The organism is Ancylobacter sonchi (assembly GCF_018390695.1).
GTDB classification, from domain to species: domain Bacteria; phylum Pseudomonadota; class Alphaproteobacteria; order Rhizobiales; family Xanthobacteraceae; genus Ancylobacter; species Ancylobacter sonchi.
This window is the reverse complement of sequence record NZ_JAHBGF010000036.1, coordinates 311,934-333,409: the sequence shown is the minus strand read 5'-3', so window position 1 is coordinate 333,409 and position 21,476 is coordinate 311,934. Positions and strand designations below refer to the sequence as shown.

The following is a 21,476-nucleotide window of genomic DNA, read 5'->3' as shown; positions in this document are numbered from 1 at the left end:
GGCTCCCGATGACTGACGAGAATTCGCCGGCACCCGGATCCAATCCCGCCGGAGAGCCATCGACTCCGCCCCCGGCCTTCGAGCCCGCACACGCCGCACCGCCTCCGCCGCCGCGTCCGGCGAAGAAGGCCAAGCCGGGTCGCAAGGCCTCGGATCGCGCGAATCATCCGCTGGTGGTGGCCGGCAGCGCGGTGTTCACCCTGTTGCTGGTCGCCATCCTGCTCGGTGGCGGCGCCTTCTGGATCGGCAAGTCGCGCTATGTCGCGCCGGGCCCGTTGACCGCGGACACCACGCTGATCATTCCCGGCGACTACGGGCTGATGGACATCGCCGACCTGCTCGCCACCAAGGGCATCATCAACGACAAATGGGTCTTCGTAGCCGCCGCGGTCGGCACGCGCTCTTCAGGCAAGCTGAAGGCCGGCGAATATGCCTTCGACGCCGGCGCCTCCTCCCGCGACGTGCTGGATACCCTCGTCTCCGGCAAGGTCATCGAATACAACCTGACCATTCCCGAGGGGCTTACCAGCGACCAGATCGTCCAGCGGCTGGCGGAATTCGAGGTGCTGTCGGGCACAGTGCGCCAGACGCCGCGTGAAGGCAGCCTGCTGCCGGAGACCTACAAGGTCACCCGCGGCACCTCGCGCGAGGACATCCTGCGGCGTATGGCACGTTCGCAGCAGGCGGTGCTGCAGGAGATCTGGCAGAAGCGCGATCCCGCCGTTCCGCTGAAGAGCCCCGAGGAACTGGTGATCCTCGCCTCCATCGTCGAGAAGGAGACCGGCGAGCCGGACGAGCGCTCGCGGGTGGCGGCGGTGTTCATCAACCGGCTCGACAAGAAGATGCGGCTGCAGTCCGATCCGACGATCATCTACGGCCTCGTGCGCGGCAAGGGGCGGCTGGAGCGGCCGATCACCCGTGCCGACATCACCACGCCGACGCCGTTCAACACCTACGCGATTCCCGGCTTGCCTCCGGGTCCGATCGGCAATCCCGGTCGGGCCTCGCTGGAGGCCACCGCCAATCCGGCCAAGACCAAGGACCTGTACTTCGTCGCCGACGGCACGGGCGGGCACGTCTTCGCCGAGACGTTGGACCAGCACAATCGCAACGTCGCGAAGTGGCGCCAGATCGAGCGTCAGCAGCCGGCCTCGGCTGGCGTTTCCGGCAATACCGGCGCACCGCCGGCGGATTGAACGCGGCAATGGCTTGAGGGTCGAGGCATCGCTGGCTATGGTCCCGCCCTCCCGAAGGGTTCGGGTGGGGGAGTAGTGTTCATGGCGCTGGCCAGCATGACGGGGTTCTCGCGCACGCAGGGGCTCTCGGGCGCCTGGAATTGGGCGTGGGAGCTCAAATCGGTCAATGGCAAGGGGCTGGACCTTCGCCTTCGCCTGCCGACCGGCTGGGACGTCCTCGAGGCGCCGCTGAAGGTCATCGCCGCCAAGCAGCTGTCGCGCGGCAACATTAACGCCAATCTGACCATGACGCGCGGCGATTCGGCTGTCAGCGTGCGGGTCAACGAGGATGTGCTGCGCGCGGTGGCCGCGACGGTGTCGCGGATCGCCCGCGAAATGGAGGCTCCGCCGGTGCAGCTGGAGAGCCTGCTCGGCCTCAAGGGCGTGATGGAGATCGCTGAGGCCGAGGATACGCCGGAAGAGCTCAAGGCGACGGAGGCGGCGGTGGCCGCCGGCTTCGAGGCGGCGCTGGACGCGCTGATCGCCATGCGCGCCAGCGAGGGTGCGGCGCTCGGCGTCGTTCTCAACGAGCGACTCGACGGTATCGAGCGACTGACGGCGGCGGCCGAGGCCAATCCCGCTCGCCAACCAGAAGCGATCCGCGCCAAGCTCGCCGAGCAGATCGCGACGCTGACGGCCGGCAACGGCAAGACGTTCGATCCCGACCGGCTGCACCAGGAAGCGCTGATGCTTGCCAGCAAGGTCGATGTGCGCGAGGAACTCGACCGGCTGGTGGCACACGTGGCAGCCGCCCGTGCCATGCTGACGGAGGGCGGGCCGGTGGGCCGGCGGCTCGACTTCCTCGCCCAGGAATTCAACCGCGAGACCAATACCCTGTGCTCCAAGGCCAATGACGTCTCGCTGACGGCGATCGGCCTGGAGCTGAAGGGCATCGTCGAGCAGTTCCGCGAACAGGTCCAGAATATCGAGTGAGGCGCATGATCCCGGCCCGAACCGAAATCTCCATCGCCCGACGCGGGCTGATGCTGGTGCTGTCCTCGCCCTCTGGCGCCGGCAAATCGACGCTGGCGCGGTTGTTGTTGGAGAAGCACCCCGAGATACACCTCTCGGTGTCTGTGACGACGCGCGAGCGCCGGCCGAGCGAAGTGGAAGGCGTCCACTATCATTTCGTCAGCCGGGAGCGCTTCGAGCGGCTGCGCGACACCGATGATCTGCTGGAATCGGCCGAGGTACACGGCAATTTCTACGGCACGCCGCGCGAACCCGTGGAGGCGGCGCTGGCGGCCGGACGCGATGTGCTGTTCGACATCGACTATCAGGGCACGCTCCAGCTCTACGAGAAGATGCGTACCGACATCGTCGGCGTGTTCATCCTGCCGCCCTCGGCGACCGAGCTGAAGCAGCGGCTGGAGCGCCGCGCCGAGGACGCGTCCGGCGTGATCGAGAAGCGGCTGCGCAACGCCCGCACCGAGATCGCCCACTGGACCGAGTACGACTACGTGCTGGTGAACCAGGATCTCGACAAGACCTTCACCGCCCTGCGCAACATCCTTGCCGCCGAGCGTCTGCGCCGCGAGCGTCAACTCGGATTGCCGCCGGTCATCGAGCGGCTGGATCAGGAACTGGCCGGGCTCACCGACTGACGGGGAGCCTGTCCGGCCCGCAGTGTGACCAGCGCGTTGGCGAGCGCGACGAAGCCCTCCACCGGCACCTGCTCGGCACGTTCGGTCGGCTCGATGCCGGCGGCTTCCAGCAAGGCGAGGGCGTCGATGCCGAGGCTCTTCAGGCTCTGGCGCAGCATCTTGCGCCGCTGGCCGAAGGCGGCTTCCGTCACCCGCTCCAGCGTCCGCCGGTCGCAGGCGAGGGGCACCGGACGCGGGACGATGTGCACGACCGAGGACGTGACCTTGGGCGGCGGCACGAAGGCGGACGGCGCGACATCGAAGGCAATGCGCGCCACCGCCCGCCAGCCAGTCAGCACCGCCAGCCGGCCATAATGATCAGTGCCCGGCGTAGCGACGATGCGCTCGGCGACCTCCCGCTGGAACATCAGCGTCAGGCTCTCATAGAAGGGCGGCCAGGGCTCGGCCGACAGCCAGCCGACCAGCAGCGGCGTGCCGATGTTGTAGGGCAGGTTGGCGACTATGCAGGCGCGCCCACCGGCGGCGAGCGGTGCGAAGTCGGTGGCGAGGGCGTCGCCTTCGATGATCTCCAACCGGCCCGGATAATGTGCGGCGACCTCGTTCAGCGCCGCGATGCAACGGCTGTCACGTTCCACCGCCACCACGCGCTTTGCCCCCAGTGCCAGCAGCGCGCGGGTGAGGCCGCCGGGACCCGGGCCGACCTCGAACACTGTCATCTCCTCCAGCGCGCCGGCGGTGCGGGCGACGCGGGAGGTGAGGTTGAGGTCCAGCAGGAAGTTCTGGCCGAGCGACTTCAGCGCCGAGAGGCCGTGAGTGCGGATGACGTCGCGCAGCGGCGGCAGTTCGTCTATGGCGCTCATGCCGCCGCTCCCATCGCCGCGTCGGCCCCGGCGAGGCGGGCGGCGAGACGCAGCGCCTCGACCAGGCTGGAGGGATTGGCGCGGCCGGTGCCGGCGATGTCGAAGGCGGTGCCGTGGTCGGGCGACGTGCGTACGAAGGGCAGGCCGAGCGTGACGTTGACGCCGGTATCGAAGGCCAGCGTTTTCACCGGTGCCAGCACCTGATCGTGATAGGCGCCGATGACGACGTCATAGCCCCGGCGCGCGGCGGCGTGGAACAGCGTGTCGGCCGGCAGCGGGCCGCGCGCGTCGATGCCCAGCGCCCGCAGGGCGGCGACCGCCGGGCGGGTGACCTCCTCGTCCTCGCGGCCGATCGTGCCGTCCTCGCCGGCATGCGGATTGAGGCCGCATACCGCGAGGCGCGGTGCCGGGATGCCGAATCGGCGGCTGAGATCGGCAGCGGCGATGCGGCCGGTCTCGACCAGCAGCTCGACGGTGAGGAGGCGCGGAACCTCGGCGATCGGCACGTGGATGGTGGCGGGAATCACCGCCAGCTCGGTCGACCAGATCATCATCACCGGTCGGGGTGCCGGCTCGCCGCACAGATGGGCGAGATATTCGGTGTGGCCGGGGAAGGGAAAGCCGTTGGCGTAGAGCACCGACTTGGCGATCGGATTGGTGACGACCGCACGTGCGCGCCCTTCCCGGACGAAGGCCACGGCGGCATCGATCGCCGCCTGCGCCGCAGGTCCGCTGGACGCATCCGGTCGTCCGGGCTGCGCGGTGACGACCGGGCCGGTCGCCACCACCGGCAGAGCGGTGGCGAAGGCATCCGCCGCCCCTTCCGGCGGCACCTCGGCAATGTCGAGACTAAGGCCGAGATGCGCGGCGCGGGCGGCGAGACAGGCAGGATCGCCGGTGACGAAGAAGGGAGGCAGGCGCAGCTCGTCGCGCCGCAGCCAGGCTGCCAGAGTGATGTCCGGCCCGACGCCCGCCGGTTCGCCAAGCGACAGCGCAAGCGGGGAGAGGAGAGCGCCCATGGATGGAGGCGTCAGCGATACTGGATCATGGCGCCCTTGCGGGCTTCCGCCAGCAGTCGGGCCGACTGCGAGTCGAACTGCTTGTTCTGCAGCTCGTTGCGCACCTCGCGCTTCTGCGCGCTCTCGCCGACCACTTCACGGCGGTTGCAGATGGCGACCATCTCGATGCCGGCCTGTGTCACTTCCGGCTGGGTGGTCTGGCCGATCGGCGTGTCGTCCATGATCTTGCGCAGCGCCGGCGACATGTCGGCGGAGGTGCGGATCACCGGCTCGCGTACCACGGTCTCTCGCAGCTGGCGGGCGGCGGCGACGCCGGTATCGCAATCGGCGAAAGAGCGGCGCAGCGCGTTCGCCTCGGCCATGCGCTGCGAGCGCATGGCGGGGGGCGCCGTGCGGGACACCACGAGGACGATCTGGCGCACGGTGTATTCGGTGGTGCGCTGGGCCTGGGCGACGTCGGCGCCCTTGGCGTCCAGCGCGGCGAAGATGTCGGAATCGCGCACCGTGGTCGCGGATGAGAAGCGGCCGCGGACATAGTTGTTCCAGACATAGTCTGCCCGCATCTTCTGCTTGAGGATGCGCGCGTCGATGCCCGATCCGCCCAGCGCCTGGGTGAGCTGCTCAGGGGTGCGGCCGGAACGGCTCGCCATGTTGGCGAACATCTTGTTCACTTCCGCGTCATCGATGGTGATGCCGTAGCGATTGGCGGTGAAGATCTTCAGCCGCTCGTCGATCAGCTCTTCCAACGCCTGCTTGTTGTTCAGCGACCGGCGTTCGGTCAGCTGGGCGAGCTTGATGCGCTGGCTGACGTCGAAGCTGGTGATCGGGTCGCCCTGCACCATGACGAGGATCTGCTGCGCCTGGGCAGGCGCAGGGGCCAGAAGTGCCGGCAGCGCAAGGCCGGCGCATATGAGGGCGGCGCGGCACAGGCTCTTCAGCGAGAGGAACGCCGGGTTCGGATGGACGCGCGCCGTCCCCTTGCGATGACCCGTCGTAAGCATGCCGCTTTCCTTCTCCCTCTTGCCGGCGGACGCCGCCGCTATCCTGGCTGTTCTGGCCGCCGGTTGTGGCGTCAATGCGACGCCGGTGCCGTCACTCGGACGAGGAACTGCCGAGGCCGGTGGAGACGCCGACCGTTCCGAGCGTGCGCAGGGTGAGGGTCAGCAGCACGGTATCCACCCGCTCGCGGTTGCCGCTTTCGGTATAGTCGGACTTGTAGCTCAGCGTGATGCCGAAGCACTCGTCCATGTAGCTCACCCCGAACAGCGTGTAGTCGATCTCGTCGACCTGGAAATTGTAGCGGGCCGCGGCCTGCACGCTCCAGTTCTGGTTGATCTTGTAGCTGCCGGTGCCGAGCACGCCTTCGCGCTGCTCGTAATAGCCGAGCAGGGGCTGTGCGGCGTAGAGGCCGTAGATGGCGCCGAGCGTCAGCTTGTTGATCGTGGTGCGGCCTTCGACCTCGTAACGCTCCACCGACCAGTCGTCTTCGTCGAAACGGAAGCGGTTGATCAGCGCGAAGTTCTGCGTCGGCGCGTAATAGAGCCGGGCGACATAGTCGGACAGGTCTTCGTCCAGGCCGGATTCGAGGCCGGTATTGGCCATGTCCCCGATCGCGTAGGAGTTCTGGCCCGCGAACTGGTAGGACTGGCCGATCAACGCGTTGATCTGCCCGCCATTGTTCAGGAAGGCGTTGTATTGCAGGCCGTAATTGACGCGCGAGCCGCCCTCGACCCGGTCATAGCCGGAAAACTTGTTGATCTCGAACAGATTGGTGTCGTCGAAGATCAGGCTCTGCGCGTCTTCGTTCGGGAACTGGCCGATATCGGTCTCGTTCGGCCGAATGATCACCTGAGCGATCGGCTCAAGGGTCTGTGTGCCCCACTTCTCGGTGGACATGAGGGGATAGCGGTATTCGAGGCCGACGGCGGGCATGGCGCGGGCCAGCGACTGGTCGCTGCTCGACAGCCAGGGATAGTCCTGTTCCTCGGCCTGCACGGAGGCGACGTCCACCTGGGCATTGAGGAACGGCGTCCACATCTGGCCGGCGTCGTCGATGATGGTGCGGCGCCAGTTGGCGACGCCGGACAGGCGCGTATAGGTGCCGGCCATGCCGCGCATCAGGCAGTCCTGGCGCTGCTGCGCCGGGTCGGCGCCGACGGCGCTCAGGTCGCACGCATTGCTCGCACCCTCATAGGTGTCGGGCATGGCGAAGGCGGCGGAGGTGGCACGCAGGTCGGCTTCCTGCCGGGTGAGGGTGGTGAAGTTGAAGTCGTAGCTGAACTCGCCGCCGAACACCGACTGGCCGAGCGTCTTGCTGTAGTCGAGCACGCCGACGACCGGCTGCTGGTCCTGAATGTCGTATTCCGTCAGTCCCTGGAAATACATGCCGCGCAGGTCGAAATAGGACCGATCGCCCTGGCCGACCAAATAGACCTGCGAGGTGACTTCCTTCACGCTGTCCTTGATGAACTTGTAGTCCTCAAGGAACGTCTTGTCCGAGGTCAGCCAGCCATCCCAGCCCCAGTACCAGTTCTGGTTGATGTAGAACCGGCCATGGGTCTCGACGAAGCCGCGATCGTCACGGTAGCCCGGCGTATCGAGGAACTCGTCCTTGTCCTGCTGGTTGATCCAGGCGCCGCGCACGCTGTAGCTGCCGGTCTCCAGGCGATGGCGGAACTCGCCGTCCAGCACCACGCCCTGTTTGGACACGATGAGTGGCGAGAAGGTGATGTCCATGTTCGGCGCGATGTTCCAGAAATACGGAACCGTGCCGCCGAAGCCGATTTCGGACGTGTTGATGAACTGCGGCATCAGGAAGCCCGACTTGCGTTTGACGGTCGGGTCCGGCGCCTCGAGATAGGGCACCCATGCTATCGGAACGCCAAGGAATTCGAGGCTGGCGTTCTGGAAATAGATGGTCTGCTCCTTCTCCTTGTGAATGATGCGCGCCGCCTTGATCTGCCACAGCGGCGGCTTGGTGGTGTCGGTCTTACACGGTTCGCAGGGCGTGTAGGCACCGCTGGTCAGCACCGTGGTGTCGCCGCCCTCGCGGTCGGCCCGGGCGGCGGCGAAATGCAGGTTGTCCGGCGTGTCGATGCGCAGCGAGTTCACGAAGCCGTCGGCGAAGTTCTCCGACAGGTTCAGGCTCTCGGCGGCGATGACCTTGCCGTCCTTGTCCTTCAGCCGAACGCCGCCATCCGCCTTCAGGCGATTGTTGGCGCGATCATAGACGACGCGCTTCGCCTCGAGGACGGCGCCGTCGTAATAGATCTGCACGTTGCCGTCGGCGATGACTTCGTTGCGGTTGTAGTCATAGACCAGCTCGTCCGCCGTCACGAGCATCTTGGCGTTGGGATCGGTCTTGCGCTGGGTAAGCAGTTCACCCGCCGCCGCTGAGCTGGGCGTAGCCGCGTCCTGGGCCATAGCTCCGCTCACCGGAGCGAGAACGCCCAGCGCACTGCACAAAAACGTCGAGAACAGCCAACCGGCGAAGCGCCTACGATGTCCGCTGGACACCGGGGCGGCCTTGCCAATGTAGCCGGCTGGTACGCGGCCGACCTTCATCCGTCCTCCCGGTGAAGCAGGATGAGAACCCCCACCAATGCCCCAACGACTGCTGGAAACCACGCTGCGATAATGGGATGCACGACCCCAACCTCTCCGAGATCCTCGGCGAGCTTGGTCGCTACATAAAGCAGAAAGCCCGCCGCCACGCCACCGAGAATCGTCTGCCCGATGCCGCCGAAGCGGAAGACGCGCAGGCTGACCGAGGCGGCGATGAGCACCATTGCAAGCAGCAGAACGGGTCGCGCCAGCAGGCTCTGATATTGCAGCCGATAACGCTCGGCCCCGAAGCCCACGCGGGTCGCCGCCTCGATAGCCGCCGGCAGGTCCCAGAACGAGACGGTCTCGCTCTGCAGAGTCTCCTGGACCTGATCGGGGGTGAGATTCGTAGCTACCATGTAGGTTTCGTAGTTCTGTACGCCTATCGTCGGGGTGAGAACCCGCACCTCGTTGAGCCGCCAGGCTCCAACTTCCAGAACGGCGTTGCGGGCCTCGATCCGTTCCACCAGCTTTCCATCGGAACCAAACAAGAAGACGTTAACGCCGGACAATTGGCGTCCGCCGCCGGTCTGCGCCGCCGCCTCGATGATGGCCTGGCCGTCGACGCTCTGCTGGCGAATCCAGAAGCCGCTATTGGTGGAGGAGAACAGGCCAGTCTGGCGGTTGAAGATCTCCGCCTCGATGCGATTCGCCCGCTCCTTGAAGTCGGCCGATATCGGATTGTAGAGCGTGGTCGAGAGGATCCCGAGCACCACCGCGCAGATCGCCGCCGGCGAGATGAACTGCCAAGCCGAGATGCCGGCGGCGCGGGCCACCACCAGTTCGAGCCGGCGCGACAGGGTGAGGAAAGTGCCGATGGCGCCGAACAGCACCGCGAAGGGCAGCAGCTGCTCGGTGAAGAACGGCGCCCGGTAGACCGTCAGCAGGAACATCGTCAGCGTGTCGATGTCTCTCTCGCCCACGCGTCGCGACATCTCGAGGAAGTCGATGAGCATGATGAGGAACACGCAGCCGAAAAAGATGCCGAGCACCGAGCTCAGGAAGCGGCGAGCGAAATAGAATCCGAGCGTGCGTCCGATCACCGCCGCGCTCCCATCGTCCGAATCGTACACATGCGGTTCAGTTCACCGTCTCGCGCACGACGCGCTGGGCGAGGGCATCGAGCCGGCGCCGAATCGCCTCCGGCATGCGCGGCTTGAACCGGCCGCTGAGCAGCAGCACGGAGCCGGCGATGACGACGAGCGGCACCAGATAGACGAACGGCACCAATGCCGGATTGTTACGCACCTGCTGTACGAGGCCGAAGCTGATCACCTGCAGTGCGATGACAAAGGGCGCGGTGGCGGCGAGCGCGAGGCCGCGCCCTTCGCGCGTCGTACGCGGCTCGGCTAGCGCCGCGACGGCGATGCCGAAGAAGGCGAGCACATAGAGCGGCAGCGACAGCCGGCGATGGATCTCCTCGGTGAACCGGCCGGGATCGCTCTTATAAGCAGGATCGTCGGCGGGCGGGTTCAGCAATTCACGGAAGCTACGTTCCGGGGCGCGGTAGACCGGGCTGTCGCTGCCAGCGGTGAACGGCGAGAGGTCGAAGGCGTAACGCTGGAACTCGACGACGTTGCTGTCCTGCTTGCCGGGGGTACGGCGGTGGATCGCGCCCTCCTCGAGGATGAGGAAGGTGCCCTTCTCGGTATCGACGATCTGTCCGCGGTCGGCGAGGTAGGTGCTGATCTCCTCGGGATTGCGCGCGTCGTTGATGAAGATGCCGCCCAGCACGCCGGTCGTGTTGCGCTCGCGCACGTTGAACACCATGCCCGGCGCCAGGGTGGTGAAGCGGCCGGGCTGCGCGATGAAGGCGACGACGTCGGCGCGCACGCGCGTGATCTCATAACGAAACTGCCGCAGCGCCGCCGGTACCAGCTCCATGGAAAGGGCGGTGCACAGCGCGGCGACGAGGACGGCGAGGATGATCAGCGGCCGCAGGAAGCGGATGGTCGAGATACCGGCGGCGCTGGCGACGACGATCTCCGAATCGCTGTTCATGCGGAACAGTGTGTGGGCGACCGCGAGGAACAGCGCGGCCGGCGCCAGCGCCAGCACCAGCGCCGGGAGGGCGAGGCTGGTGATGAAGACGAAGGCCAGGATGGTCTGGCCCTGCGTGGTCATGATGTCGAGCTGGCGCAGGGCCTGGGTGACCCAGATCATGCCGGCCAGCACGGCAAGCGTACCGACGAACGCTATGCCCGCCGAGCGGAACACGTAGCGGTCAAGGCGGGTCATCAACGGGCGTTCCTCATCATGCCTTCCGAAACGTCCCCCGCGACCATCGCACCTGAAGAGCGCGGCCCTTCTCGCCACGATGAATAAGCGGGCTCGACGCCCGGTGCAAATCCCCACATGTGGGAGGCTGTTAACTCCGGTTCGACGGCGCCCCTCGTCGTGGCGTCGCGAATGGTCTAAACAGACCCGATGGCGCGAACCTGCCAGTACAAAGGTGCCCGATTATGGCCGACAGCGTGAAGATCAGCTTTGCTCCGTTTCCTGCGACCCTCGAAGGCTTCAGCGTGCTGCTGGCCGCCTCGGGTGCGGCGGGCGGGCGGGCGAGCCTGTCGGCGGTCGCCGAGGCGCTGGTCGCTCCGGCGGGCGATCTCGTCGAGCGCGCGGCCACGACCGACCGGTTCGAGGGCAAGAGCGGCGCTATCCTCGATCTTCTGGCGCCGGCCGGGCTCTCCGTGCCTCGGCTTCTTGTCGTCGGGGTCGGCAAGGCGGCCGAGATCCGGCCGCTCGACTGGCTGACGCTGGGCGGCACGATCATGGGCAAGCTGCCCGACACGGTGGGTGAGGTTGGCATCCTCGTCGATCTGCCAGCCGCGGAGGCCGGAGCCCAGGCGGCGGCGGAACTGGCGCTGGGGCTGAGGCTGCGTGCCTATGCCTTCGATCGCTACAAGACGAAGAAGAAGTCCGAGGACGCCGCGACCAAGCTGCGCGTCACTCTTTATGTAAAGGACGAGGCGGCCGCGAAGCGCGCCTGGCGCAAGCGCGAGGGTATCGGCGAGGGAGTGGTGATCGCCCGCGATCTCGTCAACGAGCCCGCCAATGTCCTCACCCCCACCGAATTCGCCCGTCGCGCCGGCGACCTCGCCAAGGTCGGCGTGGATGTCGAAGTGATGGGCGAGAAGGACCTGAAGAAGCTCGGCATGGGCGCGCTGCTCGGCGTTGGGCAGGGCTCCAGCGAGGAAAGCCAGGTGGTGGTGATGCGGTGGAGCGGCGCCAAGAGCGATTCCGCTCCGGTCGCTTTCATCGGCAAGGGCGTGGTGTTCGACACCGGCGGCATCTCCATCAAGCCGGCGGCCGGCATGGAGGACATGAAGGGCGACATGGCTGGCGCCGCCTGCGTGGTCGGCCTCATGCACGCGCTCGCGCGCCGCAAGGCCAAGGTGAACGCCGTCGGCGTCATCGGCCTCGTCGAGAACATGCCGGACGGCAAGGCGCAGCGGCCCGGCGACATCGTCACCTCCATGTCCGGCCAGACCATCGAGATCATCAATACCGACGCCGAGGGCCGGCTCGTGCTGGGGGATGTGCTCTGGTACACGAAGGAGCGCTTCAAGCCGCGCTTCATGGTGGACCTCGCCACGCTCACCGGCGCCATCATGGTGGCGCTCGGCACCGAGAATGCCGGCCTGTTCTCCAATGACGACGCGCTGGCCGCCAGCCTGCACGAGGCCGGGCTCGAGACCGGCGAGAAGGTGTGGCGCATGCCGCTTTCGCCCGAATACGACAAGCTGATCGATTCGAAGTTCGCCGACATGAAGAATACCGGCGGGCGATTCGGCGGCTCGATCACCGCCGCCCAGTTCCTCCAGCGCTTCGTCGGGACGGTGCCGTGGGCGCATCTCGACATTGCCGGCACCGGCATGTCGTCGCCGTCGAGCGAGATCAACCGCAGCTGGGGCGCCGGCTGGGGCGTGCGGCTGCTCGACCAGCTGGTGGCCCGCAAGTACGAGGACTGAGGCGAGGCGCGGTCGTGGCCGAGGTCTTCTTCTATCACCTCAAGGAGCGGCCGCTGGAGGCCGCTCTTCCGCAACTGCTGCAGAAATGCCTGGAGCGAGGCTGGCGTTGCGTGGTGCAGGCCGCCTCGCCCGAGCGGGTCGATGCACTCGATCAGCATCTGTGGACCTATGACGACGCCTCGTTCCTGCCGCACGGCACCGACCGGCAGCCGGAGCCGCATCGCCAGCCGATTCTGCTGACCGACGGCGACGGCAATCCCAACGAGGCGCAGGTCCGCTTTCTCGTTGAGGCCGCGGAGCTCGACGATGCCTCGCCCTATCTGCGCGTGATTCATATGTTCGACGACCGCGAGCCCGTCCATATCGAGCGGGCGCGGCACAGCTGGAAGGCCGCGCGGGCGGCCGGCCACGAGGTCGCCTACTGGCAGCAGGACGCCCAGGGACGCTGGGCGCGCAAGTAAGGCGGGGTGCTGAGCCGACTGCGGAGCGAATGCGGCGGCGGTTGGACTGCGACTGCCGGCGCCTGTGGATGACCTTATCCGCGCGTTAACAAACGGTTAAGCTTACCCATTGATTTCAAAAAGCTTTCCGTTTCGGCCTTCCCGAGCGTTTCCTACCCCGCTGCCTCCCCGAAATTGTGTCTAGTGCGCAACACCTGCCCGCGGAATGCCCCGTCCCCGCCCAATTCCGGCACTTTGGCTTTGCGCCCCGAAACCGATTCAAACAATATCATCTGCGGATGCCGTGCTTCACGAATGTGCGGTGGGTCCTGACAATCGAAAACCCAACATTGTCCAATTTGGGGGAGAATGAAGTGAAGACGGTCATGAAGAATATCCTGCTCGGCTCGGTCGCTGGGCTCGCGATGGTCGGGACTGCTGCGGCGGCCGATCTGCCTGTGAAGGCGAAGGCTGCGGAATACGTGAAGATCTGCTCGACCTACGGCGCGGGCTTCTACTACGTTCCGGGCACCGACACCTGCCTGAAGGTCGGCGGCTTCGTGCAGGCCGACTATTACTACCAGGACTACGATTACCTGAACAACGCGGACTTCCAGTCCTCGTACTTCCGTTCGCGCGCTTCGCTCCGTCTGGATGCCCGCACGCAGACCGAGTACGGCACCCTGCGTTCGTTCATTGACCTGCGCGCCACCTACGGCGACGGTCTCGGCAACGTCTACGGCGACGGCGGCGACTCGACCGCTCTGAACCTCGACAAGGGTTACATCCAGTTCGCTGGTTTCACCTTCGGTAAGGTGCAGTCGTTCTTCGACTACTACGCCGACAACAATATCTGGGGCTTCGACTCCCCGGCGATCACCGCTGACAGCAACGTGACCGCGGCTGCCTATACCGCTGACTTCGGCGGCGGCTTCACGGCCACGATCTCGATCGAAGACGACTCCTCGCGCTCGAACGGCGACAGCCTCGGCGTCACCACTCAGCCCGACATCCCGGCTCTGATCGCCAACATCAACTATGAAGGCGAGTGGGGCGGTTTCCAGGTTGCCGGCGCGATCCGTCAGCTGGACGACTCCTACTATGACCCCTTCGGCATCACCACCGATGACTCGGTTGGTTGGGCCGTTCTGGCCGGCGTGAAGTTCAACCTGCCGACCCTCGGCGACGGCGACACGCTGTACGTCGAATTCAACTACGGCAGCGGCGCGGTCGGCTACACCGGCATCAACGGTGGCTTCTCGACCATCTCTGACCAGCTGGCGCAGGACCTGTACTACAACGCCGCCACCAACACCCTGCAGTCGGGTGATGCCTGGACGGTCGCCGCCGAACTCACCCACTACTTCACGCCCCAGGTCTTCGGCGTGCTGTACGGCAACTACGGCGAGAACAGCGTCCCGTCGGGCGCCGATCCGTTCTACTCCGACTTCAGCCTGTGGACCCTGGGCGCGAGCCTGAACTGGGCCCCGGTCAAGAACCTGGTCTTCGTTGCGCAGTACACCTACGCCCAGACCAGCTACGACAGCCCGGTGCTGAACCCCTACGGTTCCTTCATCGACAGCTCGGACAACCAGCAGGTCATCCTGTCGGTCCGTCGCTCCTTCTGATCCTTTCGGATCTGAAGTCTTGGAAGCCCCGGCCTTGTGCCGGGGTTTCTTTTTTGTGACCTACCGTAAAGACGACGAGCTTGCTTGCGTCGCTCGCTGGGCTTGTTACGTTGGGGCGAGGGACTCCCTTGGCCGTCGGCGAAGGCTTGCGTCGATGGCGTTCTGGTGCAGCTGTCGTCGAGGCCGCAGCGGCCGGCCGGGGCGTTTAAGCTGACGGCCGGAGAACGGCGCCGGTACATGTTTCGCCCGCGTCGCGGCGAGACGGTTTAGCCGGGTGACGGCCGAAACATCCGATCGGTTTCGCTATTGTTGCGTGATGTCGTTTCGCCTGACGGACTATGGACGCGCGCGAGAAGCGCCGTCAGGTCAAGCGGCCTTCCGGAATTGGGTGTCGAGGCGGAAAGCGCCACTCGTCCGGCGCGGCGAAGGTTCAGCCCTCGGCGGCTTCCAGCGCATCGATTTCCGAGGAGAGCGTGATCCAGCTTTCTTCCTCGATGCCGAGCTTGCCGCTCTGCTCGCTGCGTTGGCGGGCCAGATCCGCCGCCTTCTGCGGATCCTTCGCATAGAGCGAGGCGTCGGCCAACTGGTCGTCGAGCTCGGCGATCTGCCGCTCCAGCCGGGCCATGCGAGTCTCGACATCCTTCAGCTTCTTGCGCAGCGGCGCCGCCTCCGCCCGCCGGCGCGCGGCGATCTGCCGGGCGGTATCCGCCTTGGGCGCGGCCCGGTCGTCCTTACGATCGGAGCGGCGCAGCACCAGCTTGCGGTACTCGTCGAGATCGCCGTCATAGGGGGCGACGGTGCGGTCGGCCACCAGCCACAGCCGTTCCGCGCAGGCATCGAGCAGCGAGCGGTCGTGGCTGACCAGAATCACCGCGCCGGGATAGTCGTTGATCGCCTCGACCAGCGCCTGTCGGGCGGCGATGTCGAGATGGTTGGTCGGCTCGTCGAGAATCAGCAGGTGCGGTCCGTGGAAAGCGGCGAGGCCGAGCAGCAGCCGCGCCTTCTCTCCACCCGACAGTGACGACACCGGCGTGTCGGCGGCTCCGCCGGAGAAGCCCAGCTCCGCCGCCCGCGAGCGCACCTTTGCTTCCGGCATCTCCGGCATCAGCCGACGCACGTGATGATAGGCACTTTCATCCGCCACCAATTCGTCGAGCTGATGTTGTGCCAGATAGGCGATGTCGAGGCCGGCCGCCCGGACGATGCGCCCGGACAACGGCTCGAGCCGACCGGAAATCAGCTTGGCGAAGGTCGACTTGCCGTTGCCGTTCGGCCCGAGCAGGGCGATGCGGTCGTCATGGTCGATGCGCAAAGTGAGGTTGCGCAAAATCGGCTTGCCGGGCTCATACCCCACCGACACGCCGTCCAGTGTCAGGATGGGCGGGGAGGGGATGCGCTCGGGGTGGCGAATGGAAATCGCCGCCGCCGCCTCGCCGGCCTCTTCAGTGATCGGCTCCATTCGTGCCAACGCCTTCAGCCGTGACTGGGCCTGCCGGGCTTTGGTCGCCTTGGCGCGGAAGCGCTCGACGAAGGATTCCATGTGCCGGCGCTTGGCTTCCTGCTTGGCGCGCAGCTTCTGGTTTTGCAGAAGCTTCTCGGCACGCTGGCGCTCGAACGAATCGTAGCCGCCGCGCCAGAGCTGCAGCTTGCCGCGATCTAGATGCAGGATGAACGAGACGGATTCGTTCAGCAATTCGCGGTCGTGGCTGACGATCAGCACGGTGCGCGGATAGTGGGCGAGATAGTCCTGCAGCCAGAGCGTGCCTTCGAGATCGAGGTAGTTGGTCGGCTCGTCGAGCAGCAGCAGGTCCGGCTCGGCAAACAGAATTGCTGCGAGGGCGACGCGCATGCGCCAGCCGCCGGAGAATTCCGAGCAGGGGCGCTGCTGCGCGGCATCGTCGAAGCCGAGACCGGCAAGAATGCGGGCGGCGCGGGCCGGCGCCGCATGCGCCTCGATATCGACCAGGCGGGTTTCGATTTCGGCGATCCGGCTCGGGTCGGTGGTGGTCGCGCTCTCGGCCATCAACTGCGCGCGCTCGGTATCGGCGGCCAGCACCACGTCGATGAGCTTGTCCGGGCCGGCCGGCGCCTCCTGGGCGACCTGACCGATGCGGGCACCGTTGGGGATGCGGATCTGCCCGCTTTCCAGCGACAGCTCGCCGGTGATGGCACGGAACAGGGTGGTCTTGCCGGTCCCATTGCGGCCGACAAGTCCCACCCGCGCACCTTCCGGTATGGCGACGGAGGCGTGGTCGATGAGCAGGCGCCCCGCGAGGCGCAGCGATATGTCGTCGAGGGTGATCACCCGCGCCTTTTGCCTTGCCGCGCGAGCCGGGGCAAGAGGCGGCGTCACACCGGAGGCTGTGTCATTCCGGCAAGGTCACAGGGACGTGGCCAGTCCGTTTTCCCGCTGGAAGGCGACGAGGTCCAGCGAGGGAGTGCCGGCATTGCCGAGAAAGTGGCTCAGCAGCGCATGAACCTGCCCACGATGATGGGTCTGGTGATTGAAGAAATGGTCCAGGACGGTGTCGAGCGGCTGCGTGAAGCTGGCGCCGGAACTGTTGGCGTAACGGATGTCGGCGGCCAGCGCCTGTTCGTCGAGCGCAGTGGCGAAGGTGATGATGCGGGCGTCTTCATCGAGGCGGGCGCGTTCGAGAGTGTCCAGATCCTCGAACAGGATGGCGTCGAGGCGTGCGGCAATCTCGCCCAGGCCCGTAAAGCGCTTCATCCATATGCGATCCGTGACCAGCAGATGGTTGAGCGTGCCGTGGACGGAGTGAAAAAAGGTGCCGCGATCCTCTCGGAATTGCAGCGGCGAGAGGCGCGCGGCGGCCTGATAGATTCGTTGGTTGGCCCAGGCATTGTAGAGCGACAGGCTGAGGTAGCGCTTCGCCGTCATCGACTTCACCTCTGCAACCGAGGAAATGACCTTATCCGCCGGACGATTATTCGTCTTGACGGCGGGGGCAACAAGGAATGTGCTTCATAAGGGGGCATTGTTGGGCGCCGGCGGGTGTTTCTGCACCTTCCGGCCCGGGGCACTGACCATGAAAAAGTATCTTGCTGAATTTATCGGCACGGCCGTCCTGGTGCTTTTCGGTTGTGGATCGGTCGCGGTGACGGGGTTCGCCGCCATCTCGCCTGTGTGGTTCCTCGCGGTGGCCTTGGCGTTCGGCTTGTCAGTGGCGACGATGGCCTATGGCATCGGCCCGATCTCCGGCTGCCACATCAATCCGGCGGTGAGCATCGGCGTGTGGGCGGCCGGGCGGCTGTCGACCGGCGATCTCGTCGGCTACGTCATCTCCCAGGTGCTGGGCGGCATCGTCGGAGCCGCGCTGCTCTACCTCATCGTGTCCGGCAAGATCGGCGGCTATGACCTCGCCGCGTCCGGCCTCGGCCAGAATGGCTGGGGCGAGGGCTATGGCGGTGGCTACGGTACGACCTCTGCCATCCTCGCCGAACTGATCGCCACCTTCGTGTTCCTGGTGGTGATCCTCGGCTCGACCAGCAAGGGCGGCGTCACGCCGGTTGCCGGCCTCGCCATCGGCCTGACGCTGGTGATGATCCACATCGTGTTCATTCCGGTGACGGGCGTGTCGGTCAATCCGGCGCGTAGCATTGGCCCCGCGCTGTTCGTAGGCGGCAGGGCGATCGAGCAACTCTGGCTGTTCATCGTGATCCCGCCGATCGGCGGCCTGCTCGCCGGGCTGCTGTTCCGGGCCAAGCTGCTGGAAGACTGATCCGCGACGGTCGCCCCTTAGACGATGAGATGGGCGGTGGGCGCGGGTCCGCCGCCCGTTGCGCTTGCGGGCCTGCCTTACGGCGCGGCGGCATGAAGATGTCGAGACCGGGAGTGTTCGGGCCGCAAAAACGAAAAGCCCCGGCTCGCCTGGGCGAGCCGGGGCGGATCAGCGCGGATCCGGGGTCGGCGAAACGGATCGCACCGTCGTCTGCCGGGCTTGGCCGGCAGGGTTCACGCTAGGGCCCGACGGTGGAACAGGGGCTGAACGTTCCGTTGGCTGCCATTCATCCGGCGACCCGGGAGGATTCCGGCGAGCCGCGCGCAAAAAAATGCCCCGGCTTCCTGGGGGAGAAGCCGGGGCGCTATGGGCTCGCGTGGGGCTTGGGGGAGTGGGATGCCGCGAGCCTAACCGTAAATCTCTCAGTAGCAGACGGCGCGCTCCACCTGTCGCATCTGACCGGCGTCGCTCACCCAACGCGTCTGCACCACGCAGTCGCCGGCGACCGGATCCAATGGAAGTTCGACCGTGCTGACGACGGGCGCTCGCTTGAAGTAACCGGTAGCGGAGGCCCCACCCACGAAAATGGCGGTGAGCGCCATCAGGGCCGCAATCGATCCAATGACAAAAGCCTTCGTCATGACACACGCCTCCGCCTCCCGGCGGATACAGTGCCGCCGGCATCTAAGTCTTTGAACTGCGACCCAATTTAATCAAATCGACTTCACCGCCGTCTTTCGATGTCAAACGCTACGTAGGGTATCCACCCCGTTGTCAACGTTAACGCCGTCTTAACGTGTGGATGAGTGGGAAAGTTCCAAGGCCCGATCATCAAGTCGTGATCGATCGGATTTTGCGGTTCCCTGTGGCTTCGACATCATCTTGTCGCGGCAGCGCACCATCGCTATAAGCCGCAGCGAAATTGCTTCCCCCCTACGTAGGAAAGAACGTCATGGCGCTCGAGCGCACCTTTTCGATCATCAAGCCCGATGCGACCCGCCGCAACCTGACTGGCGCGGTCAACAGCTACATCGAGAAAGCCGGCCTGCGGATCGTCGCCCAGAAGCGCATCCAGCTGACCAAGGCGCAGGCCGAGACGTTCTACGGCGTGCACAAGGAGCGTCCCTTCTTCGGCGAACTGGTGGAGTTCATGATCTCCGAGCCGATCGTCGTGCAGGTGCTCGAGGGCGAGAACGCCGTCGCCAAGTATCGCGAAGTGATGGGCGCCACCAACCCGGCGAATGCGGCGGAAGGTACCATCCGCAAGGACTTCGCCCTGTCCGTCGGTGAGAATTCCGCCCACGGTTCCGACAGCCTGGAGAATGCGGCGCTCGAGATCGCGCAGTTCTTCTCCGGCAACGAGATCGTCGGCTGAGCATCGCGATCCTTCGCTACACCATCCTTTAATACCGCACCCCGTCCGGCTTGCCGGGCGGGGTGTTGCTTTTTGTGCGGCGACGAAGACTTATTGCGCGCGCAAAAGCATTTACGGCAGGAAATTTCCCGGCGCGGGGTTGGCCACCTCGTCGATTATTATGTATGTTGCTTTCATGGGCGCTGCGGGGGTCCGGCCACAGGAGAAGTGGCCCGCAGCGGGGATGCCGTTTGGCGCGCCAAGAGCGCCCGGGAGTGGGCCCGCCGGAGCCACCTCCTCTTGCCTCACCGTAAACCGGCGCGCCAACGCCGAGGGAAAACCATAATCGTGCCTCGTCCGCGGGCGGACGGGCGGTGAGGGAAATCATATGAGCTATCTTGAGCCTCTATTCTGGCTCGCGTTGGTCAAGATCATCTGGATCAACGTGCTGCTGTCGGGCGACAATGCCGTCGTCATCGCCATGGCCTGCCGGTCGCTGCCGGACAATATGCGCCGCTGGGGCATGATCCTGGGCGCCGGCGTGGCGGTCGGCATGCGCATCGTGTTCACCGCGATCATCGCGGTGCTGCTCGGCCTGCCCTGGCTGCGCATCGTCGGGTCGCTGGCGCTGATGTACATCGCCGTCGATCTGGTGGTGCCCGAGGGCGAGGACGGCGAGGGCGGTGTGCAGGCGCATGACAGCCTGTGGCGCGCCGTCGGCACCATCGCGGTGGCCGACCTGGTGATGAGCCTGGACAATGTCGTCGCCATCGCGGCGGTCGCCGACGGCAACTGGGTGCTGATCACCATCGGCCTTGTCATCTCGATCCCGATGATCGTGGCCGGCGCCGCGCTGATCATGTCGCTGCTGTCGCGCTTCCCGGCCCTGGTGTGGGCGGGTGCTGCGCTACTCGGCTGGGTGGCTGGCGAGATGTTCGTGTCGGACATCAAGATCGCCGAATATCTCGGCGAGGCCTTCGTGCACCGCTTCGAATATCCGGCGGCGGCTCTCGGGGCGGCGCTGGTGCTGGCGATCGGCTGGTTCATGGCCCGGCGCATCAGCGCCGGCTCGGCGCGGCACGACGCGACGCACTGACACGCTGCGCGATCTCGCCGTCCTGACAAGCGCCCGCACCTGAAAAGGTCGCGGGCGCCTTCAGTTGATAGAGTGCGCTCTGGTACAAATAATTCCGTATGCCAGAGATGCGCATGATCGGCGGGATCGTTTCACTCATCGAGACGTTGACGACCTGAGAGGACGCGATGGATTTCACTAGTCCCATATTCTGGGTATCGCTGTTGCAGATCATCTGGATCGATCTGCTGTTGTCCGGCGACAATGCCGTCGTTATCGCGCTGGCGTGCCGCTCGCTGCCCGAGAAGCAGCGCAAATGGGGCATCCTGCTCGGTGCGGCGGCCGCGGTCGGGCTGCGCATCATCTTCGCGCTGGCGGTCTCCTACCTGCTCGGCGTGCCGCTGTTGAAGGTGGTCGGTGCGCTGCTGCTGTTCTGGATCGCCATCAAGCTGGTGCTCGACGAGGGTGGCGAAGGCCACCATGTCGAGAGCGCCGACAGCCTGTGGAAGGCGGTGCGCACCATCGCCATCGCCGACGCGGTGATGAGCCTCGACAATGTGGTGGCGATCGCCGCCGCGGCGCGTGGCCATGCCGAGCTGTTCATCTTCGGCCTGCTGCTCACCATCCCTCTGATCATCTTCGGCTCGCAGCTGATCCTGAAGCTGATCTCGCGCTTCCCGGTGCTGATCTGGTTCGGCGCGGCGCTGCTGGGCTGGATCGCCGGCGAGATGCTGGTCAGCGACAAGATCGTGCTGGAGACGATGCAGACCATGTCGCCGCAAATGGTTGAAACCATTGCCGATCCCGAGGATCCGGTGGGGCTGAAGCCGGCGGCGTTGCCGCATTATCTGGCGGCGGCGATCGGCGCGGCCTTCGTGGTGGCCTTTGGCTGGATCGTGAAGAGCCGTCGTTCCGAGGCGGTGGTCTCCGGCTCGCACTGAGCCCGT

General features: G+C 65.9%; 19 protein-coding genes. 10 read left to right on the top strand and 9 right to left on the bottom strand.

Annotation, left to right across the window (positions count from 1 at the left end; translation table 11 throughout):
• The first annotated feature begins 173 nt into the window (after positions 1–173).
• From mltG to gmk, 3 genes are all read left to right on the top strand, one after another.
• Positions 174–1,196 carry an endolytic transglycosylase MltG gene (mltG, locus tag KHC28_RS22320; RefSeq protein ID WP_312893312.1) on the top strand — a complete coding sequence of 341 codons (1,023 nt, stop codon included), beginning with the start codon at positions 174–176 and terminating at the stop codon, positions 1,194–1,196.
• Positions 1,197–1,277: 81 nt separating this feature from the next.
• Positions 1,278–2,168, top strand: coding sequence for a YicC/YloC family endoribonuclease (locus KHC28_RS22315; RefSeq protein ID WP_214010553.1), 891 nt, complete (start codon positions 1,278–1,280; stop codon positions 2,166–2,168).
• A 5-nt stretch (positions 2,169–2,173) separates the two neighbouring features.
• Positions 2,174–2,839 carry a guanylate kinase gene (gmk, locus tag KHC28_RS22310; RefSeq protein WP_214010552.1) on the top strand — a complete coding sequence of 222 codons (666 nt, stop codon included), beginning with the start codon at positions 2,174–2,176 and terminating at the stop codon, positions 2,837–2,839.
• Here the strand turns inward: gmk and rsmA are convergent.
• The 6 genes from rsmA to lptF form a co-directional block, all read right to left on the bottom strand.
• On the bottom strand, positions 2,812–3,699 hold the full coding sequence (gene rsmA, locus KHC28_RS22305) for a 16S rRNA (adenine(1518)-N(6)/adenine(1519)-N(6))-dimethyltransferase RsmA (protein ID WP_214010551.1): 888 nt from the start codon (positions 3,697–3,699) through the stop codon (positions 2,812–2,814). The two genes, gmk and rsmA, sit on opposite strands and share 28 nt — an antisense overlap.
• Entirely contained in the window at positions 3,696–4,718 is a 1,023-nt protein-coding gene (pdxA, locus tag KHC28_RS22300; RefSeq protein ID WP_214010550.1) for a 4-hydroxythreonine-4-phosphate dehydrogenase PdxA, read from the bottom strand. Before pdxA ends, rsmA begins: the two co-directional genes overlap by 4 nt.
• Before the next feature lie 11 nt (positions 4,719–4,729).
• Complete coding sequence (locus KHC28_RS22295; RefSeq protein WP_246565105.1) at positions 4,730–5,719, bottom strand: peptidylprolyl isomerase; 990 nt, start codon at positions 5,717–5,719, stop codon at positions 4,730–4,732.
• Between the two features lie 91 nt (positions 5,720–5,810).
• The gene (locus KHC28_RS22290; protein ID WP_246565104.1) at positions 5,811–8,141 is read right to left on the bottom strand and encodes an LPS-assembly protein LptD; all 2,331 of its coding nucleotides are present in this window, start codon (positions 8,139–8,141) and stop codon (positions 5,811–5,813) included.
• A 137-nt stretch (positions 8,142–8,278) separates the two neighbouring features.
• Entirely contained in the window at positions 8,279–9,364 is a 1,086-nt protein-coding gene (lptG, locus tag KHC28_RS22285; protein ID WP_214010548.1) for an LPS export ABC transporter permease LptG, read from the bottom strand.
• 37 nt (positions 9,365–9,401) lie between these two features.
• Positions 9,402–10,559: an LPS export ABC transporter permease LptF gene (lptF, locus tag KHC28_RS22280; RefSeq protein ID WP_214010547.1), complete on the bottom strand. Its 1,158-nt coding sequence runs from the start codon at positions 10,557–10,559 to the stop codon at positions 9,402–9,404.
• Between the two features lie 224 nt (positions 10,560–10,783).
• On the opposite strand from lptF, the gene KHC28_RS22275 reads away from it, so the two are divergent.
• The 3 genes from KHC28_RS22275 (at position 10,784) to KHC28_RS22265 (ending at position 14,360) form a co-directional block, all read left to right on the top strand.
• Complete coding sequence (locus KHC28_RS22275) at positions 10,784–12,292, top strand: leucyl aminopeptidase (protein WP_214010546.1); 1,509 nt, start codon at positions 10,784–10,786, stop codon at positions 12,290–12,292.
• A gap of 14 nt (positions 12,293–12,306) precedes the next feature.
• Positions 12,307–12,753: a DNA polymerase III subunit chi gene (locus tag KHC28_RS22270; RefSeq protein ID WP_214010545.1), complete on the top strand. Its 447-nt coding sequence runs from the start codon at positions 12,307–12,309 to the stop codon at positions 12,751–12,753.
• 353 nt (positions 12,754–13,106) lie between these two features.
• A complete protein-coding gene (locus tag KHC28_RS22265) occupies positions 13,107–14,360 on the top strand; it encodes a porin (RefSeq protein WP_312893311.1) in 1,254 nt (417 codons plus the stop codon).
• 430 nt (positions 14,361–14,790) lie between these two features.
• Here the strand turns inward: KHC28_RS22265 and KHC28_RS22260 are convergent, their stop codons facing one another.
• Both KHC28_RS22260 and KHC28_RS22255 read right to left on the bottom strand, forming a co-directional pair.
• Positions 14,791–16,665: an ABC-F family ATP-binding cassette domain-containing protein gene (locus KHC28_RS22260; RefSeq protein WP_214010543.1), complete on the bottom strand. Its 1,875-nt coding sequence runs from the start codon at positions 16,663–16,665 to the stop codon at positions 14,791–14,793.
• A gap of 75 nt (positions 16,666–16,740) precedes the next feature.
• On the bottom strand, positions 16,741–17,259 hold the full coding sequence (locus KHC28_RS22255) for a DinB family protein (RefSeq protein ID WP_214010542.1): 519 nt from the start codon (positions 17,257–17,259) through the stop codon (positions 16,741–16,743).
• Positions 17,260–17,407: 148 nt separating this feature from the next.
• Between KHC28_RS22255 and aqpZ the strand changes: the two genes are divergently transcribed.
• Positions 17,408–18,100 carry an aquaporin Z gene (aqpZ, locus tag KHC28_RS22250; protein ID WP_214010541.1) on the top strand — a complete coding sequence of 231 codons (693 nt, stop codon included), beginning with the start codon at positions 17,408–17,410 and terminating at the stop codon, positions 18,098–18,100.
• Between the two features lie 422 nt (positions 18,101–18,522).
• On the opposite strand, the gene KHC28_RS22245 is transcribed toward aqpZ, so the two are convergent.
• Positions 18,523–18,741, bottom strand: coding sequence for a hypothetical protein (locus KHC28_RS22245; RefSeq protein ID WP_214010540.1), 219 nt, complete (start codon positions 18,739–18,741; stop codon positions 18,523–18,525).
• A gap of 311 nt (positions 18,742–19,052) precedes the next feature.
• On the opposite strand from KHC28_RS22245, the gene ndk reads away from it, so the two are divergent.
• From ndk to KHC28_RS22230, 3 genes are all read left to right on the top strand, one after another.
• Positions 19,053–19,475 carry a nucleoside-diphosphate kinase gene (gene ndk / locus KHC28_RS22240; RefSeq protein WP_214010539.1) on the top strand — a complete coding sequence of 141 codons (423 nt, stop codon included), beginning with the start codon at positions 19,053–19,055 and terminating at the stop codon, positions 19,473–19,475.
• Positions 19,476–19,842: 367 nt separating this feature from the next.
• Complete coding sequence (locus tag KHC28_RS22235) at positions 19,843–20,550, top strand: TerC family protein (protein ID WP_214010538.1); 708 nt, start codon at positions 19,843–19,845, stop codon at positions 20,548–20,550.
• 167 nt (positions 20,551–20,717) lie between these two features.
• Complete coding sequence (locus KHC28_RS22230; protein WP_214010537.1) at positions 20,718–21,470, top strand: TerC family protein; 753 nt, start codon at positions 20,718–20,720, stop codon at positions 21,468–21,470.
• Positions 21,471–21,476 lie beyond the last annotated feature (6 nt).

What these genes read in the sequence shown, in the direction of transcription:
- KHC28_RS22315 (WP_214010553.1), top strand. Translation starts at nt 1,278, where the DNA reads ATGGCGCTGGCCAGCATGACGGGGTTCTCGCGCACGCAGGGGCTCTCG.
- gmk (WP_214010552.1), top strand. Translation starts at nt 2,174, where the DNA reads ATGATCCCGGCCCGAACCGAAATCTCCATCGCCCGACGCGGGCTGATG.
- rsmA (WP_214010551.1), bottom strand. Translation starts at nt 3,699, where the DNA reads ATGAGCGCCATAGACGAACTGCCGCCGCTGCGCGACGTCATCCGCACT.
- pdxA (WP_214010550.1), bottom strand. Translation starts at nt 4,718, where the DNA reads ATGGGCGCTCTCCTCTCCCCGCTTGCGCTGTCGCTTGGCGAACCGGCG.
- KHC28_RS22295 (WP_246565105.1), bottom strand. Translation starts at nt 5,719, where the DNA reads ATGCTTACGACGGGTCATCGCAAGGGGACGGCGCGCGTCCATCCGAAC.
- KHC28_RS22290 (WP_246565104.1), bottom strand. Translation starts at nt 8,141, where the DNA reads ATGGCCCAGGACGCGGCTACGCCCAGCTCAGCGGCGGCGGGTGAACTG.
- lptF (WP_214010547.1), bottom strand. Translation starts at nt 10,559, where the DNA reads ATGACCCGCCTTGACCGCTACGTGTTCCGCTCGGCGGGCATAGCGTTC.
- KHC28_RS22275 (WP_214010546.1), top strand. Translation starts at nt 10,784, where the DNA reads ATGGCCGACAGCGTGAAGATCAGCTTTGCTCCGTTTCCTGCGACCCTC.
- KHC28_RS22255 (WP_214010542.1), bottom strand. Translation starts at nt 17,259, where the DNA reads ATGACGGCGAAGCGCTACCTCAGCCTGTCGCTCTACAATGCCTGGGCC.
- aqpZ (WP_214010541.1), top strand. Translation starts at nt 17,408, where the DNA reads ATGAAAAAGTATCTTGCTGAATTTATCGGCACGGCCGTCCTGGTGCTT.
- KHC28_RS22245 (WP_214010540.1), bottom strand. Translation starts at nt 18,741, where the DNA reads ATGACGAAGGCTTTTGTCATTGGATCGATTGCGGCCCTGATGGCGCTC.
- ndk (WP_214010539.1), top strand. Translation starts at nt 19,053, where the DNA reads ATGGCGCTCGAGCGCACCTTTTCGATCATCAAGCCCGATGCGACCCGC.
- KHC28_RS22235 (WP_214010538.1), top strand. Translation starts at nt 19,843, where the DNA reads ATGAGCTATCTTGAGCCTCTATTCTGGCTCGCGTTGGTCAAGATCATC.
- KHC28_RS22230 (WP_214010537.1), top strand. Translation starts at nt 20,718, where the DNA reads ATGGATTTCACTAGTCCCATATTCTGGGTATCGCTGTTGCAGATCATC.